This is a genomic window from Actinoplanes sp. CA-252034, from assembly GCF_050956125.1.
GTDB lineage: Bacteria > Actinomycetota > Actinomycetes > Mycobacteriales > Micromonosporaceae > Actinoplanes.
The window spans coordinates 4892742-4911504 of sequence record NZ_CP191846.1 but is presented as its reverse complement, the minus strand read 5'-3'; the positions used below and the strand labels follow the sequence as shown (position 1 = coordinate 4911504).

General features: G+C 72.5%; 13 protein-coding genes. 4 read left to right on the top strand and 9 right to left on the bottom strand.

Features of this window, described 5'->3' with window-relative positions; translation table 11 throughout:
• Positions 1-34: 34 nt before the first annotated feature.
• The gene (locus tag ACQPZW_RS22235) at positions 35-1315 is read right to left on the bottom strand and encodes an ArgE/DapE family deacylase (protein ID WP_433796848.1); all 1281 of its coding nucleotides are present in this window, start codon (positions 1313-1315) and stop codon (positions 35-37) included.
• A 4-nt stretch (positions 1316-1319) separates the two neighbouring features.
• A complete protein-coding gene (locus ACQPZW_RS22230) occupies positions 1320-2273 on the bottom strand; it encodes a ketopantoate reductase family protein (RefSeq protein ID WP_433797593.1) in 954 nt (317 codons plus the stop codon).
• A 77-nt stretch (positions 2274-2350) separates the two neighbouring features.
• On the opposite strand from ACQPZW_RS22230, the gene ACQPZW_RS22225 reads away from it, so the two are divergent.
• The gene (locus tag ACQPZW_RS22225; RefSeq protein WP_433796847.1) at positions 2351-2917 is read left to right on the top strand and encodes a TetR/AcrR family transcriptional regulator; all 567 of its coding nucleotides are present in this window, start codon (positions 2351-2353) and stop codon (positions 2915-2917) included.
• A gap of 44 nt (positions 2918-2961) precedes the next feature.
• Here the strand turns inward: ACQPZW_RS22225 and ACQPZW_RS22220 are convergent, their stop codons facing one another.
• Positions 2962-5196, bottom strand: a complete 2235-nt coding sequence (locus ACQPZW_RS22220; RefSeq protein WP_433796846.1) for a putative bifunctional diguanylate cyclase/phosphodiesterase — start codon at positions 5194-5196, stop codon at positions 2962-2964.
• Between the two features lie 315 nt (positions 5197-5511).
• Here ACQPZW_RS22220 and ACQPZW_RS22215 point away from each other — a divergent pair, with 315 nt between their 5' ends.
• Together ACQPZW_RS22215 and ACQPZW_RS22210 are read left to right on the top strand one after the other, a co-directional pair.
• Entirely contained in the window at positions 5512-7056 is a 1545-nt protein-coding gene (locus ACQPZW_RS22215; RefSeq protein ID WP_433796845.1) for a cellulase family glycosylhydrolase, read from the top strand.
• Between the two features lie 107 nt (positions 7057-7163).
• The gene (locus ACQPZW_RS22210; RefSeq protein WP_433796844.1) at positions 7164-8213 is read left to right on the top strand and encodes a magnesium and cobalt transport protein CorA; all 1050 of its coding nucleotides are present in this window, start codon (positions 7164-7166) and stop codon (positions 8211-8213) included.
• Between the two features lie 34 nt (positions 8214-8247).
• On the opposite strand, the gene ACQPZW_RS22205 is transcribed toward ACQPZW_RS22210, so the two are convergent.
• From ACQPZW_RS22205 to ACQPZW_RS22180, 6 genes are all read right to left on the bottom strand, one after another.
• A complete protein-coding gene (locus tag ACQPZW_RS22205) occupies positions 8248-9360 on the bottom strand; it encodes an NAD(P)-dependent alcohol dehydrogenase (RefSeq protein WP_433796843.1) in 1113 nt (370 codons plus the stop codon).
• Positions 9357-10820, bottom strand: a complete 1464-nt coding sequence (locus tag ACQPZW_RS22200) for an aldehyde dehydrogenase family protein (RefSeq protein WP_433796842.1) — start codon at positions 10818-10820, stop codon at positions 9357-9359. The genes ACQPZW_RS22205 and ACQPZW_RS22200 overlap by 4 nt, the downstream gene beginning before the upstream one ends.
• A 67-nt stretch (positions 10821-10887) precedes the next feature.
• Positions 10888-13170, bottom strand: coding sequence for an ATP-binding protein (locus tag ACQPZW_RS22195; protein ID WP_433796841.1), 2283 nt, complete (start codon positions 13168-13170; stop codon positions 10888-10890).
• Positions 13171-13344: 174 nt separating this feature from the next.
• Positions 13345-14493 (bottom strand): GDSL-type esterase/lipase family protein, encoded by a 1149-nt coding sequence (locus ACQPZW_RS22190; RefSeq protein ID WP_433796840.1) that lies wholly within the window; start codon positions 14491-14493, stop codon positions 13345-13347.
• The gene (locus ACQPZW_RS22185) at positions 14493-15071 is read right to left on the bottom strand and encodes a TetR-like C-terminal domain-containing protein (protein ID WP_433796839.1); all 579 of its coding nucleotides are present in this window, start codon (positions 15069-15071) and stop codon (positions 14493-14495) included. Before ACQPZW_RS22185 ends, ACQPZW_RS22190 begins: the two co-directional genes overlap by 1 nt.
• Positions 15072-15202: 131 nt before the next feature.
• Positions 15203-16093, bottom strand: coding sequence for a 3,4-dioxygenase subunit beta (locus tag ACQPZW_RS22180; RefSeq protein ID WP_433796838.1), 891 nt, complete (start codon positions 16091-16093; stop codon positions 15203-15205).
• Between the two features lie 1117 nt (positions 16094-17210).
• On the opposite strand from ACQPZW_RS22180, the gene ACQPZW_RS22175 reads away from it, so the two are divergent.
• Positions 17211-18722 carry a S8 family serine peptidase gene (locus ACQPZW_RS22175; RefSeq protein WP_433796837.1) on the top strand — a complete coding sequence of 504 codons (1512 nt, stop codon included), beginning with the start codon at positions 17211-17213 and terminating at the stop codon, positions 18720-18722.
• Positions 18723-18763: the final 41 nt, after the last annotated feature.

The following is an 18763-nucleotide window of genomic DNA, read 5'->3' as shown; positions in this document are numbered from 1 at the left end:
GTCAATGTCTGGTGGAATCTGAGCGAAAATGTTGCTACCGGCCGGCGCCTCCGACAGCCCGCAGCGCGGCCAGGACCAGGGTGCGGGTCACCCGGACGGTCTCGGCCACCGACACCTTCTCGAACGGGCTGTGCGCCAGGCGTACGTCACCCGGCCCGTACTGCAGGGTCGGCACGCCGGCCGCGGCATACAGGCGCAGGTCACTTCCGTACGGTGCGCCCCGGTCCTGCAGGTGGGGTTCTCCGGTGATGTCACGGTGCGCGTCGCGGATCAGGTCGCGCAGGGCGTGCCCGGCCGGCAGGCGCCCGCTGGCGAACTGGCCGCCGGTCCAGGCCACGGTCGGCGGGTGCTCACGCAGCCAGGGGTCGTCCGCGGCCGTCTCGGCGACGCATCGTTCCAGGTCGGCCCGGGCGGCGGCGGGGTCCTCGCCGAGACGCACGCCGAGGCGGCCTTCGGCGACGAGCAGATCCGGTACGGTGCTGGCCCAGTCACCGGAGCGGACGACGCCGACGGCCAGCGGGTACGGGATCGGGTAGTCGGCCATCAGCGGATCGACGTCGACGTTGCGCTCGGTCTCGAGCCGGGCCAGCGCCGCGTGCAGGGGCAGGTAGGCGTCGATGGCGCTGACCCCGGCGTACCGCGTGCTGGCATGGGTGGCCCGGCCGGGCACCGCGATGCGGAAGGTGAGCGCCCCGCCGTTGGCGGTGATCACCGTGCCGCCGGTGGGCTCGGTGATGATGCAGGCGTCGCCGGTGTGCCCGCGCTGCAGCGTGCCGAAGGCCCCCAGCCCGCCGTCCTCCTCGCTGACCACGCAGTGGGCGGCGATGCGCCCGGGCAGCCGCAGGCCCGCGGCCCGGATCGCCGCGATCGCGGCGAGGTTGGCGACGACGCCGGCCTTCATGTCGCAGGCGCCGCGAGCGTGGATGTCGTCACCGTCGGCGCGCGGGACGAACGGGTCGCTCCCCCACTGCCCGAGATCACCCGGCGGTACGACGTCGACGTGCCCCTGCAGGACCACGGTCGGCCCGTCCTCGCCGCCCGGAGTCGTCGCGACCAGTCCCCACGCCTCCCGGCGCGGGGCCTCGGTGCCGGGGAACCCGGGATGGGCGCGCAGGGTGGGCAGGTCCATGGACCACAGGTCGACGTCGAGGCCGAGCCGGTCGAGGCGGGCGGCCAGCAGATGCTGCAACTCGCTCTCGGCGGGACTGCCGGTGACGCTCGGGACCGCGAGGACCTCCATGAGGTCCCGGGCGATGGCCGGCTCGTCGATCGCCTGGAGGGCGGCCGCCTCGGCGGCGGTGAAGGTGTCGGTCACCGCCTCATTCGATCATCTCGGCGGCGAAATGGGGCTCGGCCGCCTCCAGCCGCGGCACCGGCACCCCGAGGCGACGGGCCTCGGCCAGGGTGTCGCGGCAGACCGCGCGCAGCTCTTCGGGATTGGCGTGCGCCTCCATGACGGTACGCATCGGCGGGAAGTGCCCGAAGGCCCAGGCCAGCGCGGGCGCGGTCAGCCACAGCGGCGCGGTGAACGGCAGCAGGGAGCCCCGGTGCCGGCGCAGGTCCACGCCACGGGCCTCGACGAGGGGCAGCAGCTCACGGATGGCGAGGGACGCCTCGCGTACGGTCCGGGGCTTTCCGGCCAGCGCGGCGAGGGAACCCTGTTTCAGGCTCTGGGTGTGCAGCCCCGCGTTCTGGATGAAGTGGATCAGGAGCCAACCGCGGAAGTCGTCGCTCTCCTGGAGCCGGAACCCGGCCTCCCGGAACACCGTGCGCACGGCCTGCCCGCGCTCGGTGGGCGGCCCGCCCAGGGTCCCGAGGAACAGCATGGGCAGCAGCGCGGCACGCAGCACCCCGTCGTCGCCGAAACCACCGCCCGCACCGGGGAAGCCCCAGGTCACCTGGTCGGCGGGCAGGGCGGCGACCGCCTCCGCGGGCTCGACCCAGAGGTTGTTGAAGACCAGCACCGTCGCGTTGCCCACGCGCGGCGCCAGGAACGCCACGGCCTCGGCGAAGTGGTAGTGCTGGACGCTCACCACGATCAGGTCGAAGTCGTGGCCCGGCTCCAGCGACTCCCGGTAGCGCACCGGCCACGACTCGGCGACACGCCGCCCGCGCAGCCGGCGGCGTGCGTCGAGCAGGTCGAGGTCGATCGTGTCGCCGTAGACCGCCGCCCGGCCGGGACGCACGTAGAACTCGACGTCGTGCCCGGCCTGGTCGAGCGCCCACCCGTAGGCCGCGGCGATGACGCCCCGGCCGAACATCAGGATCCGCATGTCCACCCTCTAGAATCTGGAGATCGTCTCCACTTCAAAATATGGAGACAGTTTCCGTTTGTCAAAGGAGCCGCCCAGTGACCGCCAGACCGCTGCGCGCCGACGCCCGTCGCAACCGGGACGCGCTGCTCGCCAAAGCCCGCGAGCTGTTCGCCGGCGGCTGCTTCGACATGCGCTTCGACGACTTCGCCAAGCTGGCCGGTGTCGGCGTCGGCACGCTCTACCGGCACTTCCCCACCCGCGAGGCGCTGGCCGAGGCGGTCTATCGCGAGGAGCTGACCGCGATCTGCGCGCAGGCCCGCGAGCTGCGGGACACCCTGCCCGCGACCGAGGCCCTGGCCGCCTTCCTGCGCGGCTTCGTGGATCACCTGCACCGCAACGAGGGCCTGGCGCGGACGCTCGCCACCCTCATGGCCACCCGGACCGGCACGCTCGCCGACGGCGGCCGGGAGCTGGGCGAGGCGGTGACCGGCCTGTTGACCGCGGGCGTCGAACAGGGCGCCGTCCGCGACGACGTGGGGGCGGGTGCCGTGCTGATGGCGCTGCAGGGCATCTGCGTGGCCTGCGGCGAGCCAGGCTCCCGCGCCGACGCCGACGGCGTGGTGACCCTGATCCTCGACGGGCTGCGCCGGCGCACGCCGTGAGCCATCAGTGCAGGGAGTGAGCCGTCAGTGCAGGGAGTGAGCCGTCAGTGCAGGGCGATCTCGGCCTCGGCACCGCGCCGGGGCTGCCGCTCGTCGAGCCAGGCGGTGAACCGGTCGGCCGGCTGCGGGCGGCTGAGGTGGTAGCCCTGGACCAGATCGCAGCCCCACTCGCGCAGACGGTCCAGTGCGGCCTCGCACTCGACGCCCTCGGCGATCATCCGCATCCCCAGGTTGTGGGCGAGCTCGACGGTGCTCTTGACGATGGCGGCGCTGCGCGGATCGCTGTCGCAGTGCGTGACGAACGCCCGGTCCAGCTTGAGGTCGTCCACCGGCAGAGCGTGCAGGTAGGCCAGGCTGGAGTAGCCGGTGCCGTAGTCGTCGACGGCCAGCCGGACGCCCATGGCGCGCAGCTCGGCCAGCACGGCGGTGGCCCGGGCAGCGTCGCGCATCAGGATCTCCTCGGTGACCTCCAGATGCAGGGCGGCCGGTGGCACGTCGTACCGGGCCAGGGCGTCGGCGACGTGCCCGGGCAGCGTGGTGTCCTGCAGGTTCGACGCGGACAGGTTGACGGCCACGATTAGGTTCAGGCCGGAGGCACGCCAGTCCCGGCTCTGGGCCAGGGCGATGTCGAGGACCTGGAGGGTGAGCCGGCCCATCAGCCCGGCGTGCTCGGCCAGCGGCAGGAACACGTCCGGGAAGACCAGGCCGCGGCGGGGGTGCTCCCAGCGCACGAGAGCCTCCACCCCGGTCACGGCGCCCGTCGCGAGGTGCATCTGCGGCTGGTAATGCAGGGTCAGCTCGCCGCGGTCCAGGCCGACCCGAAGCTCCTCCAGGGTGGTCAGGCGCTGCCGTCCGGCGACGTCGTCGGCCACGCCGGTCGCCACGGCCACCCCGCGGTGGTCGTTCTTGGCGGCGTACATGGCGTTGCCGGCCTGGCGCAGCAGCATGCTGTGGTCGGCGCCGTGGTCGGGGTGCACGGCCACGCCGATGCTGGCGTCGACGTGCAGCGCGATCTGGTCCAGGTCGAACGGCCGCCGTAGCGCCGTGAGCAACCCGAGGGCGATCTTCTGCGCACACGCCGTGTCGGCGTCGTGCATGATCACACCGAACTCGTCGCCACCGAGCCGCGCCAGCTCGCCGTCGTCGCCGACCGCCTCGGACAACCGTGCGGCGACCATCTGCAGCAGCCGGTCGCCGAGGTGGTGACCGAAGCTGTCGTTGATCTCCTTGAACCGGTCGAGGTCGATGATGGCGACGGCCATCGAGGGCTTGCCGTCGCCGTCGGGCAGGTCACGGCGCAGGATCTCCAGGAACCGTCGCCGGTTGGGCAGCCCGGTCAGGTCGTCGGTACGGGCCTGCCGGCGGGCGTCGGAGAGCTTCTCCACGGCGCGCACGGTCAGCAGCATCCGGACGATCGCCCCGGTGATGGCGGTCGCCGCGAGCACGCTGCTGGCCAGGGGAAGCTCGCGGTGGCGCCAACTGTCACTGAAGAGCAGCAGCATCGACGCGTAGGCCAGCACCGCGGGCAACAGCATGCCGACCAGCGCCCGCGCCGGACGCCGCTCCGCGCTGGGCCGGGGGCGCTGCCAGGCGGCCGCGACGATCAGGGCCAGCGCGACCGTCCACAGCACGTCGGTCCAGCCGCCCGGGATGTAGACCCCGCTCGTGGTCTCCAGCATCCGCAGCGCGTTGGCCGCGGTGTTGATGCCCATGCCGGTCAGCAGCAGCGTCCAGACCCGGTCGAGGCGCCAGTTGCTCAGCGCCCACGAGCCGACCAGCACGCCGGCCAGCACGATGTCGGCCACCGGGTAGGCCACGCTGACCAGCATCGTCAGACCGGATCCGAACGAGTCGGCGGTGACCCCGTTGAGGAACACCACCGAGGCGAACGCCGCCGCGCAGGCCGCCGCGATCAGGCCGTCCAGCCACGAGGACGCCCTGATCCGTGACTGCCGGGCGCTCAGCAGCCGGAACACCGCGGCGTAGGCGAACGGGTAGTACGCCAGCCACATGAAGTCGGACACCGACGGGTACGGCGTGGGGTCGAGGTCGACGACGACGGCGATCCAGTAGACGGTGCCGGCGGCGTAGAGGCTCAGCCCGGCGGCCATCAACAGCCAGGCGCCGCGGTCCTGGCGGACGAGCAGCGCGCGGGCCAGCACGAGCGCGGCGGCCAGCAGGTACACCGCGTCCTGCAGGAGGTCGCGGGCCCCGGAGTGACCCTCCAGCCACGAGCGCACCACCGGAACCGCCCCGGCGACCTGGGCGATCAACAGCATCGCGCCCAGCCCGAAGGCGGCTCTGAGCCACCATCGGCCGCGAGCCGGCACCATCGTCAACGAAGCCACAGACACCCAATCGGCTGATCGGACCGCTCGAATGAGGCTATCCGGCCCCTGAGGGAAGCGTCGCCGTTCCTCCCGGTCCCACCGATCAGCCCGTGGCCGGGAAGTCCCGTCTCGGTCGGATCCGGCATAGTATTCATCAACCCCTTTCGCTATCGGAGTCGCCACCATCCCCAAATGGGAGCGCTCCCGACCCCTCGAGGAACTCATCCCCATGTCTCGAACCCGAAAAGTGCTGTCCGGGCCGCGATGGCCGTGGTCGCCGTCGGCGGTTCGGTCGCGGTCGCGCTGCAGGCGAGCGCGGCCGCCGGCTGCCAGGTCGACTACACCGTGTCCAGCCAGTGGCAGGGCGGCTTCGGTGCCGCCGTGAAGATCACGAACCTGGGTGACCCGATCACCCAGTGGAGCCTGGGCTTCTCGTTCGGCGCCGGTCAGACCGTCACCCAGCTGTGGAACGGCTCGTACACCCAGTCCGGAGCCGCGGTCACGGTGCGCAACGCCTCCTACAACGGGGCGATCGGCACCAACGGCAACGCGTCGTTCGGCTTCAACGGCGCGTTCACCACGAGCAACCCGGTGCCCAGCGCCTTCACCCTCAACGGCACGGCCTGCACCGGCGGCGTGACCGTCCCGAGCAGCTCACCGCCGGTCACCCCCAGCACGTCGGCCTCGCCCAGCCCCAGCACGAGCCCGAGCACCGGGCCGGTCACCGGCACCGCCGGCCAGCTCGTCGCCGACATGGGCAAGGGCTGGAACCTCGGCAACCAGCTGGAGGCCAACGTCAACGGGATCCCCGGCGAGACGGCCTGGGGCAACCCGGTCGTCACCGGCGCCCTCATCGACCGCGTCAAGGCGGCGGGCTTCAAGACGATCCGGATCCCGGTCTCCTACCTGGGCAAGATCGGGGCCGCGCCCAACTACACCGTCGACGCCGCCTGGCTCACCCGGATCCAGGAGGTCGTCAACCTGGCCCACGACCGGGGCCTGTACGTGCTGATCAACATGCACGGCGACGGTTACAAGTCGGTCGGCGGCGCGTGGCTGATCTGCGACGCGGCCGACCAGGCGACGATCAAGGCCAAATACCAAAAGGTCTGGCAGCAGGTGGCGTCGAAGTTCCAGACCTACAGCGGGCGCCTGATCTTCGAGTCGATGAACGAGAACTTCGACGGGCAGTACGGCAACCCGACCCAGCCGTGCTACTCCAACATCAACGCGTACAACCAGGTCTTCGTCGACACCGTGCGGCAGACCGGCGGCAACAACACGTCGCGGTGGCTGCTGGTGCCGGGCTGGAACACCAACATCGACCACACCGTGGGCAGCGGCTTCGTCCTGCCCACCGACCAGTACCGCTCGTCCGCCATCCCCGCGGCCGAGAAGCGGATCATGATCTCGGTGCACTACTACGACCCCTGGGACTTCACCGGCACCGAGGACGGCACCATCACCCAGTGGGGCCCGAACGCGACCAACCCGTCGAAGAAGTCGACGTGGGGCCAGCAGGACTTCATGGACGCGCAGCTCAAGAAGACGTACGACGCGTTCGTCGTGAAGGGATACCCGGTCTTCGTCGGTGAGTACGGCTCGATCGACAAGACCTCCTACGACTCGACGAACAACCGGTACCGGGCGGACTACGCGCGCACCCTGGTCGCCACCGCCAAGAAGTACGGCGCGGCCACCGCGTACTGGGACAACGGCTACAACGGGCAGCACGGGTTCGCGCTGTTCGACCGCAACTCCGCGACCGTGACGCAGCAGGGCATCATCGACGCCATCATGGCGGGCTGATCCCGGCGGTGCAGGGTGCCCGTCACCACGGGCACCCTCCATCCACGCCATCGCGGGAGTCCCCCGTCCGGGCCGCTGAGTAGGCTGCCTCCGGGGGTGACACGACGTTGGACATCCGAGGCTCCTGGCAGCCACCCCGGCGTGCCGACCACACCGCGATCGTGGGCTGCGACCTGTTCGTCGACGGGATCGCCGTGGAGAGCCCCGGCGCCTCCGCCGACCTGGCACGGTTGCACGAGCTGGCACGGGAGCGGGCCGGCGGGTTCGTGTGGCTCGATCTGCACGAGCCCACCGAGGCCGCGCTCACCAGCGTGGCCGCGGTGTTCGGCCTGCATCCGCTCGCCGTCGAGGACGTCCTGCACCGCGAGCAGCGGGTCAAGGTCGAGCGGTACGACGACGTGGTGTTCCTGGTGGTCCGGGCCGCCCACTACGCCGAGCACGAGCGGCTCACCGCCACCAGCGAGATCGTCAGCACCGGTTTCGTGCGCCTCTTCGTCGGCCCGCATTTCGTGATCGCGGTCCGGCAGGGCACCGTCACGGAGCTCAGTTCGCTACGTCTGGAGCTGAGCGGCATCCCGGAGAAGCTGGCCGGCGGCCCGTGGTCGGTGGCTCACGAGATCCTGGACCGCCTGGTCGACGTCTACGTCGACATCGCCGGCGCGCTGCAGACCGACGTGGACCTGGCCGAGGCCGCCGTCTTCACGCCCGGCTCGGATGTCGCGATCGAGCAGATCTACCAGCTCAAACGTCAACTGATGAGGTTCAAGGCGGCGGTGCTCCCCCTGCACCGCCCCCTGGTGGCGCTGGCCGGTAAGCAGTTCGCCGACCTGCCGAAGGAGATCCACCGCTACTTCCGCGACGTCGCCGACCACCACACCGCGGCGATGGAGGAGATCCTCGCCCTCGACGACGTGCTCAACGCCCTGCTCCAGGCCCGCCTCACCCAACTGACCGTCGACCAGAACAACGACATGCGCCGCATCGCCTCGTGGGCGGCGATCGCCGCGCTGGTGACGACGATCGCCGGGGTCTACGGCATGAACTTCACCCACATGCCCGAGCTGAGCTGGCGCTACGGATACCCGAGCGTCGCCCTGTTCATGGTGGTCAGCGTCGCCGTCCTGTACCGGTCCCTGCGCCGGGCGGGCTGGCTGTGACGCGAGGCGACGGTGCGGGCCGTGGGAGCAGCGGTCAGGGCGGGGACATCAGCAGGACGGGCTTGACGGTGTCGCCGGCCACGACGTCGGTGACGGCCTGCCGGATGTCCTCGAAGGCGTAGTGGCGAACCAGCCGGTCCAGCGGCATCCGGCCGGAGACGACCAGGTCGGCCAGGACCGGGAGAAGAGCACGCGTCTCGCTGTCGCCGAGGGTCAGGCCGGTGACCGTACGGCCGGGGAGCAGGTGGTTGACGTCGACCGGGACGGTGGTGCCGAAGGCGGGCGCGCCGACGACGACGGCGGTGCCGCGGACCGCGAGAGCCCCGATGCCGGCCTGCAGCACGCCGACGGAGCCGGTGGTCTCGACGACGCCGTCGACGCCGTGGCCGCCGGTCAGGTCGGCGACGGCCCCGGCCAGGTCGGTGGCGCCGGTGTCGACGATGTCGGTGGCGCCGAGCTGCACGGCGAGCTCGAGGCGGGCGGCGACACGGTCGACGACGATGATGCGCCCGGCCGGGCTGAGCCGGGCGGCCATCACCGCGGACAGTCCGACCGCGCCGGCGCCGGTGACCAGCAGGGTGGCCCCGGGGCGTGGCCGCAGCACGTTCCAGATCGCTCCGGCGCCGGTCTGCACGCCACAGCCGAGCGGGGCGAGCAGGTCCAGCGGCGCGTCCGGGGCGACCTTGACGACGCTGCGCTCGTCGACGACGGCGTGCCGGGCGAACGACGACTGGCCGAAGAAGTGGCCGCCCACCGGCCGGCCGTCGCGGGTGACGGTGGCGGTGCCGTCGGCTCGGCGGCCGCCGAGCAGGTTCGCCGGCAGCCACGTCGCGCAGTAGGCGGGGTGCCCGTCGCGGCAGTTTCCGCAGGCGCCGCAGGAGGTGAAGGAGAGCAGCACCCGGTCGCCGGGGGTGACCGAGGTGACGGCGTCACCGACCGCCTCGACGACGCCGGCGCCCTCGTGGCCGAGGATCCCGGGCAGCGGGAACGGCAGGGCGCCGGCGGCGACACCGAGGTCGGTGTGACACAGGCCGGCCGCCACCACACGGACCAGGACCTCGTCGGGGCGCGGGGCGTCCAGGACGACGTCGGTGAGGGTGAACGGAGCGCCGGCGGACTCGACGACCGCCGCGGTGGTGACGGTCATGCGGTGACCTCCAGCGAGACGAGGACGGATTTGGTACGGGTGTAGGGCTCGAGCCCCTCCGGGCCGTACTCGCGGCCGAACCCGGAGGACTTGACCCCACCGAACGGCATGGCGGGGTCGAGCATGGCCCAGTCGTTGACCCAGACGATGCCGGCGTCGAGACGCGCGGCGACGCGGTGGGCGCGGGCGACGTCACGGGTCTGCAGGCCGGCGGCCAGGCCGTACGGGGTGCCGTTGGCCAGGGCGATCGCCTCGTCCTCGGTGTCGAACGGCTGGACGGTCAGCACCGGTCCGAAGATCTCCTCCTGGATCACCGTGGAGTCGCCGGGCAGGCCGGACAGGACGGTGGGCTGGTGGTAGAAGCCGGGACGGTCGAGACGGTCGCCGCCGGTGACGACGTGGGCGCCCTCGGCACGGGCCCGCCGGACGTACTCCTGCACCTTGGCCAGGTGTCTCTCGCCGGCCATCGGGCCGATCACCGTCTGCGGGTCGAACGGGTCGCCGACGGGGACGCCCGGCACCGCCTCGGCGAGGATGCCGAGGAAGGTGTCGTACAGCGACCGGGCCACCAGCAGGCGCGGCCCACCCATGCAGAACTGTCCGGTGTTGAAGACGAACGCCTTGATCACCGTGCCGACGGCCCGCTCAACGTCGGCGTCGTCGAAGACGATGTTCGCGGCGTTGCCGCCGAGCTCCATCGTCACCGGTTTCAGGGCGGCGCCCGCGGTGGCGGCGGCATGCCGGCCGACGGCGGTGGAGCCGGTGAAGGCGACCTTGTCGACGCCGGGATGCCGGAGCAGGGGCTCGCCGGCGTCCGGGCCGCGACCGGTGACCACGTTGACGACACCGGCCGGGACACCGGCGTCGGTGAGCAGGTCGGCCATGAACAGCGCGGACAGTGGGGTGTCGTCGGCGGGTTTGTGCACGACCGTGTTCCCGGCGGCCAGGGCGGGCGCGAGTTTGGAGCTGCTCAGGACCAGGGGGAAGTTGAACGGGGTGATCGCCGCGACCACACCCACCGGTTCACGGCGGGTGTAGGCGTGTGCCGGCAGCGCGACGGTCCGGTGCTCGCCGCCGACGGTCTGGACCAGGGCCGCGTAGTACTCGTAGACGTCGGCGGCGGTGAGCACGTCGACCGGCCGGCACAGTCCGATCGGCTTGCCGACGTCGAGGCTCTCCAGGGCGGCGAGCTCGTCGGCGTGCTCGCGGATCAGCGCTGCGGCACGGTTCAGGATCCGGCCGCGGGCCCGGGCCGGGGTGTCGCGCCAGGCGGGAAGTGCGGCTCGGGCGGCGGTCACCGCGTCGTCGACGTCTTTGCCGGTGCCGGCGGCGACCGTGGTGACGACCTGCCCGGTGGACGGGTCGACCACGTCGAGACGCCCGCCGTCGGCGGCATCGCGCCACCGGCCGTCGATGTACAACTGTCCGGGGTCCGGCTCGGGCCGGGAGAGGCTGCTCATAGTGGCCAGACGGTAGGGATCCGCGGGCCGTTCGGTACCGGTGAGGTTACGGGGGTGTTACCTGGTCCTAGCCGGATTCGGGTAACCGGGCCACCCACGCGGCGACCTGCGAACGCGACGAGAAACCCAGCTTGGCCAGCAGGTTCTGCACGTGGCCGTCGACCGTGCGGGTGGACAGGACCAGCCGCTGGGCGATCGCCCGGTTGCTGAGCCCGTCGGCGACCAGGCCGGCGATCTGCTGTTCGCGGCGGGTCAGACCGGGTTCGCCCGCGGTGGGCTCCGGTGTGGCCGCGGGCGGCTGGTGCAGGGCGTAGCGGATGGCGTCCTCGACGGTGGGCCGCACGCCCTCGTCGAAGGCGGTCCGGTAGCCGGCCGGGCGAAGGGCGCGGGTGGCGGCCGCGACGCAGCGGTCGTGGTGCACACCCAGCGGTGGGCCGAAGACGCCGACGTGGGTCCCGATGCTGCGCCAGATGGAATGGGCGGTGCCGAGCAACTGGGCGGCCCGTTGCGGCCGGCCGGCGGACCCGGCGATCCACGCCGACGTCTCGATCATCAGTCCGGCGCCGACCGCGTCCCGGAATCCGGCCTGCAACTGCAGCGCGGAGAGCACGAGCCGGCCGGCCCGGTCCGGGTCACCGCGCCGCCACGTGTCGAAGGCCAGCACCCAACGGGCGTACGACTGGGAGAGGTGCTCGCCGCGGGCCTCGCCGACGTCGATGGCCCGGCGGGCGATCGCGGCGGCCCGCTCGTGCTCGCCGCAGTGGGTCAGGGTGATGGCCAGCTGGAACTGGGCGTGCAGGACACCGGCCGTCTCACCGGCGGCCTCCAGGGCGTCGACCGCGGCGCGGAAGTCGGCGATCGCGGCCGGCATGTCGCCGCGGAACAGGTTCGCCGTCCCGGACTGGCTGGCGGCGTGCGCGGCCGGGACCGGGTCGCCGATCGCCGCGGCGACCCGCCGGCACTCGGCCAGCCGCTGCCGCGACGTCTCCTGCTCGCCCTGCAGCAGCGGCACCCAGGCGCCGACCCACAGCGCGTCGGCGCGGGCCCGGCCGTCCGGCGCGGGCAGTGCCAGCGCGCGTTCCAGCCACTCGCGGCCCTCGCTGATCAGCCCGTCCGCGGACCAGTGCCAGCGCAGCGCCGCGGCCAGGGTCAACGCCGGATCGGCGCCGGCCGGATCGGTGAGGAAGTCCTCGAAGGCGGCGCGGAGATTGCCGTGCTCGGCGCGGACCCGGGCCAGCGTGTCCTCCTGGCCGGGGCCGCACCAGTGGCGCTCGCCGCGGACGGCCAGGTCCAGGTAGTACGCCCGGTGCCGGTGGCGCAGGCTGTCGTGCTCGCCGAACTCCGCGAGCCGGCTCAGCCCGTACTCCCGGATCGTCTCCAGCATGCCGAAACGCGCGCCGCGGCGGGTGACCAGCGACTGGGTCGCGAGCTGGTCGACCAGGTCGAGGATCGCGGCGCGGTCGAGGCCGTCACCGGAGCAGACGGCCTCGGCGGCGTCCAGGTCGAATCCGCCGGTGAAGACCGACAGCCGGGCCCACAGGCGCTGCTCGGCCGGGGCGCACAGGCCGTAGCTCCAGTCCACCATGGCGCGCAGGGTGCGCTGTCGTGGGGCGGCGATCCGGCTGCCGACGCTGAGCAGCGCGAACCGGTCCTCCAGGCGCTGCAGCAGCTGGTCGATCGAGAGGGTCCGCAGCCGGGTCGCGGCCAGCTCGATGGCGAGCGGGATGCCTTCGAGACGGGCACACAGGCGGGCGACGGCCTCGCTGTTGTCGGCGGTGACGGCGAAGTCGGGTGCCACCGCGGCGGCCCGGTCGGCGAGCAGCGCCACCGACTCGACCCGGCAGAGCTGTGTGAGCGGGATGGCGTGGCCGGGCGGCACCGGCAGCGGCGCGACCGGCAGCACGTGTTCACCGTCGATGCCGAGGCTCTGCCGGCTGGTGGCCAGCACGCGGGTGCCGGCCGCCCGCCGGAGGACCGCGTCGGCGAGCACCGCGCAGGCGTCGAGGACGTGCTCGCAGTTGTCCAGGACGATCAGGGCCTCGCGATGGGCGAGGAACTCGGTCACCCGGTCGAGGGCCGGACGCGCCGACTGGTCGCGGATCGCCAGCGCGCCGGCCACGGCCGAGGCGACCCGGCCGTCCTCGGTGAGCGCCGCCAGGTCGACGAACCAGACCCCGTCGGGGAAGGCGCGGCGTGCTCCGGCGGCGGCTTCGACGGCCAGGCGGGTCTTGCCGACTCCCCCGGCGCCGGTCAGGGTGACCAGGCGCGACGTCGCGAGCCGCGCGCGGACCTGCCCGATCTCGTGCCGCCGGCCGACGAAACTGGTCACGGCGGCGGCGAGGTTGGTCACCGTTGGCACCATAGGGCGAGAATGTAGTGCCTGGCCGGGCCGCGGCGCGTCCGTCCCGCGGCCCGGGTTGCGATGCGGCCGTCCCGCGGCCCGGGTTGCGGACCGACAGGCGCGCGCGGTCGAGTGGTCGGCCTCATGCCGTAGGGCGGTCGGGGCACAGCCCCGCGGTGCCGCTCACATGCCGGGTCCGGCGAAGGGGCCGGCGCCGGTGAAGGCGTAGTCGGCGAACCGGTTGCCGATCAGCTGGTGGGCCTCGGCGCCGGGGTGCAGGCCGTCGGGCAGGGGGAGCTCGACGGCGTCGTCCGGACCGTAGAGCGAGAGGCCGTCGAGGAAGTGCAGGTTCTTGTCGGCCGCCCGGCGGTCGGTCAGGGAGCGCAGCTCGCGCCGGACGACTTGGAGGGTGAGGCGGCCCAGCGCGGTGTCGCCCGGTGTCCCGGTGGCGGTGAACTGCACCTGGCCGCTGCCGATCGAGGCCGGGTCGATGGCGCCCGGGCCGGGCGTGTCCTCGTGGATACCGCAGAACAGTGGCGAGATCAGCACCAGCGGCACGTCGGGATGACCGTCACGGATCGTGTCGAGGAAGCCGTGGACGGCCGGGACGAGGGTCCGCACCCGCATGCCGTCGAGGTTGACCACGTTGATGCCGAGCTTGACGCTGATGAGGTCGGCCGGGGCGTCCCGGATCACCCGGGCCAGGAACTGGTCGACCATCGCGCTGCCGCCCAGGCCGAGGTTGCGCAGCTCGACGCGAGCGCGGCGGGCGGCGACGGCGGGCCAGATCTCGCTGGGCGCCAGCGCGTTCGAGCCGTGGCTGATCGAGCTGCCGTGGTGCACCCAGAGCGGCCGGACGGTGTCGTCGGGCTCGATCGGGGCGTCGGCACGCAGGTCGATCAGCTCGATGCTCTCGTTGTGCGGGAGCCAGATCTCGACCCGGTGACGGCCGGCGGGCAGACCGGTGACGGTGGTGGTGTGTGGCGGCCCGGCGTGGACGGTGGTGGCGCCGGTGGCGAGGTCGACCTCGATGCGGTCGCCGCCGTCGAGCACGTCACGCAGTGCCGGTTCGCCGTCGAGGTGGACGTCGATGCGCCCGCGTGGCCGCTCGGCGCCGAGGTAGGCGATGCGGGTCGGATGGGTGACCAGGTCGATCCGGGTGGCGGTGGTGGTGAAGGCCAGGCGCACACCGGACGGCTGGCTCTGCATCGACAGCAGCTGCCCGTCCGGGAACTGCTCGCGAGCCCAGGCCGGCAGCCGGTGTGGGCGCAGGCCACGGGCGGTGACCTCGGTCTCTGCGGCGCCGCGTAGCAGCTCGGACGGGACGGGCATCAGGGTTTCCCTTCGGTGGGCCAGGAGCGGAAGACGGCGTCGAGCGCGTCGAGCGCCCGCCGCCAGGAGAGGTCGACGGCCGGCTCGCGATGAGCCAGACTGCCGTTGGCCTGCAGCGCGAGGAAGCCGTTGACGGTCGCGGCGAGCAGCCGGGTCGCATGGACGAGCTCGGCCTCGGGCAGCGGGTAGCCGCGCAGCATCGCGAGCGTGAGTCCGGCCATCCGGCCGGCCGGCCCGGACCGGACGGTCGCCTCGGTGGCGGGCCGTTGCAGGGCCGTCCAGCGGCCGGGATGTTGCTGAGCGTAGTCACGGTTGGCGTCGGCGAAGGCGGTCAGCGCGTCGTGGCCGGATCGCCCTCCGATGGCCATGGCGATCCGGTCGGCAAGCTCGCCGAGGGCGAGCTGATGCACGCCCTCGAGCAGCGCCGACCGGTCACGCACGTGCGAGTAGAGGCTTGCGGTCTGCACACCGAAGCCCCTGGCCAGGGCGGACAGGCTGATCGCGTCGAAGCCGTCGCGGTCGGCGAGGTCGGCCGCCGCGACGACGACGGCGGCTGGGGTGAGGTTCGCGCGTGCCACCCCACAAACCTACAACCAAAAGCTAAAAGCCTAAACCCCTTAGGAAGTACGCGCCACGCGAGCCGCCTCGCGCAAAAGGTTCAATCTTCAACCGAATGCACGAGGTGCGGCCCGGGCGACGCCGGACGGGACTACCGCCGGACGTTGACGGTGAGAGCGGCCCGCAGGCCCTTGACCGGGTCACCCGTCATCGACGCCGTCTGGGTGGCCGCCCGGTCGTCCCGGAAGACCATGTCGGTGTCCAGGCTGATGTCGGCCAGGTGGTCGGCCGACCGCCGGTACCCGGCCAGCGCGTACACCTGGTCGCAGACGGACTCCGGGAACGCCAGCTGCGACGTCGCGATCACGGTGGTGTGGTCGGTGATGCCGGCCCGGTCGGGGTAGACCTCGAAGTGGACATGCGGCCAGCGGCCGGGATAGCAGCCGGGGAACACGCTGGTGAACGCGACCCGGCCCGATCCGTCGACGATCTGGACGCCGCGCAGGAACGTCTGCCCGGTCACGCCGTCGCCGTACATCGAATACCGGCCCTCCCGGTCGCACTGCCAGATGTAGACGGCCGCGCCGGTGAGCGGACCGCCGGCCAGGTCGTTGACGGTGAGCTCCAGGGCGAGCGGGACGCCGTCGACGGGACCGGAGCCGTCCAGACTCGCCCGGACGTCGCTGCGGACGACGCCACTGCGGTCGAGGATGTCGGGACCGTTGGAGCCGTCGCCGGGGAACGGGCCCTGCGTCTCCTCCGGAATCCGGGACACCGCCGACCCGGTGCCGGACGGAGCGCCGGTGACACTCGCGGCGGGCTCGCCGGTGGCGGGTACGGCCGGAGCGCCGGGGGCACGGGCGGCCGGCTCACTGGTGCACCCGGCGACCCCGAGGGCGGCCGCGCCGACGCCGAACGCGCGCAGCACCTGACGGCGGCCCATCAACGTGGCCAGATCGAACCCCAGGCCCTGATCGGTCAGCTCCTCGTGCGGCCGGGGCAGTCGGCGCCCCTGATAGGTGGGATACGACGGCTGTGGCATGTGGTGGACTCCGATCTCGGTGCCGCGCCCGCCGGCGGCTGCGCGGACATCCTCAAAGAATCCCCAGAGTTCCTGCCGAACCGCCAGGGAGATCGCTGACAGATCGCTGTGACGAGGGAGCTTCCGAGGTCAGGGTCTGTGCCAGGTCACCGCCGCCCCGGCCGGCCCACCTGCCGGGTTCGGGTGTCCTCGCCGCCGTCTACGGTCGGTGACCGAGCCCGGTCCCCCTACCGGGTGCACCGGACGCCCCGGCGATGGGCCTTGTGCCCACCCGAACCGCTGCTCGGGTGCGACCGCGGCGCGGCACCGGCGTCGACGACCCGGCCCGCGCGTGCCAGTAGTCCGTGTCCGTGGTCGCTGTCGGTGATGGACGCACACGTAACGGTTGCGTGTGCGCTGGTCGTCGCCCTGGCGTTGGTGAAAGCCCACGATCGGGGTTTCGTGTGCGCTGGTGGTCGTGGGGGCGTGGCTGGGGTCGCACGATCGGTGTTCGTGTGCGCCCGTCCCCGTCCTCGTCCCTGTCCTCGTCCTCGTCCTCGTCCTCGTCCTCAGCGAAGGCAGGGACCGTCCTGGTGACGAGTCCCCCCGGGGGGGAGGAGGAGGGCAGCGGACGTCTCGCGACCAGTCCCTCGGGGCAAGGGGCCGGAGACGTGGCCAGTCCCCGGGCCGAGGGCAGCGGACGTCTCAGTGACCAGTCCGTGAACCGCGGCGTGAACAGGCTTCCGGCGACGTCATGACCTGACTGAGCCATGGCAAGCCGACGCCGGCGCAGACCCTGATTCCGAAAGCTCTCTAGCCGCCGGCCCGCGTGACCGGCAGAACGGCGGTCAGGTCCCACCCGCCGCCGGGGCGAGGCCCTCGCCCTGGCGGCTGGTCACCGGCGAGGAGGACGACCGGTCGCCGCAGAGGACGGGCGAGGTGACGATGCCCATCGGCAGCCCGTGACGGATCTTGAACGAACGCCTCGGCACATTCCGCTGACGGGTGCGGCAGCGTTCGCCTCCGAATCGCCAACAACCACTCTGGAACGGGACAATCCCGTGCGAGCTATGCATTCTTGGTCGCGAGCCGGGCGCGTTTCCCATGCGCCTGGAACGACCCGAAGGAGGCGCGTTACGTGCGTGCTCCCACGCCCCTGAAAATCCTGGCCGCGCTGGCCCTGGTCGGTGGGGTCGCCCCGCCGGCACCGGCGGCCGTGCACACCGGTCTCAGCGACGCCGGCTGGTCCGGCATGTGGCTGTCCGGGACGACCGCCACCGACACCACGTCGGTGGTGACGACCCTCAAGCAGGTGCGGACCGCGATCGGCGCGGACACCGGAACGGCCGCCGGCCTGACCGGCAAAGGCGTCGGCATCGCCCTGATCGACACCGGCGTCGCCCCGGTGCCGGGCATCCCGGCGGCCCAGGTGGTCAACGGGCCCGACCTGTCCTTCGAGTCGCAGAGCCCGAGCCTGCGCTACCTCGACACGTACGGCCACGGCACCCACATGGCCGGCATCATCATCGGCAACGACGCCGCGACCGGCACCAGGGGCATCGCTCCGGGCGCCAGACTCACCTCGATCAAGGTCGGCACCTCCAACGGCGCCGTCGACGTGACCCAGATGATCGCCGCGATCGACTGGGTGGTGAAGAACCGCAACCACGACCCGGCCAACCCCATCAGGATCATCAGCCTGTCGTACGGGACGGGCGGCAACCCGGCCGTCTGGGACGACCCGATGACCCTCGCCGTCCAGCAGGCCTGGAAGGCGGGCATCACCGTCGTCGCGGCCGCCGGCAACCAGGGCAACGGCTACGGCAAGCTGACCCACCCCGCCCAGGGCACGTCGGTGATCGCGGTCGGCGCGACCAACACCTACGGCACGACGACCACGGCCGACGACGAGCTGTCCGCCTACACCAACCTCGCCTCCAACGGCCGGCCCCTGGACGTGCTGGCCCCCGGCACCTCCATCCCGTCACTGCGGGTGCCGGGCTCCAACATCGACCAGTCGTTCCCGAAGGCCCGTAGCGGCGACACCCTGTTCCGTGGCTCCGGCACCTCGCAGGCCACCGCCGTCACCGCCGCGGCCGCTGCGCTGGTCCTCCAGGCCCGCCCGGCACTGACCCCGTTGCAGCTGAAATACCTGCTGATCAACGGGACCTACCTGAGCAAGGGGGTGGCCGCCACCCTGGGCGCCAAGGAGCTCAACGTGTCGATGGCCCTGGCCGGCGCCGCGGCCACCGGCGACGGCGCGATCGGCGAGTCGTACGGCACCGGCATGCTCGACACCACCCGGGGCAGCAGCCGCGTCTCCGCCGACGGTGTGACGCTGAGCGGCCAGAACACCATCTTCGGCCCGTTCGACACGACCGCCTGGTCCACCCGCGCCAAGGCACAGACGACCTGGTCCGGCGGCGTCTGGATGGGCTACCGGATGGCCGGTGACGGCTGGACCGGAAGCTCCTACGCCGCCAAGACGTGGGCCCCGGCCACCTGGACCGGAGGCTCGTGGGGCGGCACGAAGAACTGGACCGACCCCGGCTGGAGCGGCCGGGCCTGGAGCGGCCGGGCGTGGAGCGGCGCCACCTGGAGCGGCCGTTTCTGGTCCACCGACGACTGGTCGTCGGCCCGCTGGGGCTGACCGCGCACGACGACGTCCGGGTGCGCCCGCCGCGCACCCGG

What these genes read in the sequence shown, in the direction of transcription:
- ACQPZW_RS22180 (WP_433796838.1), bottom strand. Translation starts at nt 16,093, where the DNA reads ATGCCACAGCCGTCGTATCCCACCTATCAGGGGCGCCGACTGCCCCGG.
- ACQPZW_RS22220 (WP_433796846.1), bottom strand. Translation starts at nt 5,196, where the DNA reads ATGCTGTTGATCGCCCAGGTCGCCGGGGCGGTTCCGGTGGTGCGCTCG.
- ACQPZW_RS22190 (WP_433796840.1), bottom strand. Translation starts at nt 14,493, where the DNA reads ATGCCCGTCCCGTCCGAGCTGCTACGCGGCGCCGCAGAGACCGAGGTC.
- ACQPZW_RS22200 (WP_433796842.1), bottom strand. Translation starts at nt 10,820, where the DNA reads ATGAGCAGCCTCTCCCGGCCCGAGCCGGACCCCGGACAGTTGTACATC.
- ACQPZW_RS22230 (WP_433797593.1), bottom strand. Translation starts at nt 2,273, where the DNA reads ATGCGGATCCTGATGTTCGGCCGGGGCGTCATCGCCGCGGCCTACGGG.
- ACQPZW_RS22205 (WP_433796843.1), bottom strand. Translation starts at nt 9,360, where the DNA reads ATGACCGTCACCACCGCGGCGGTCGTCGAGTCCGCCGGCGCTCCGTTC.
- ACQPZW_RS22215 (WP_433796845.1), top strand. Translation starts at nt 5,512, where the DNA reads ATGGCCGTGGTCGCCGTCGGCGGTTCGGTCGCGGTCGCGCTGCAGGCG.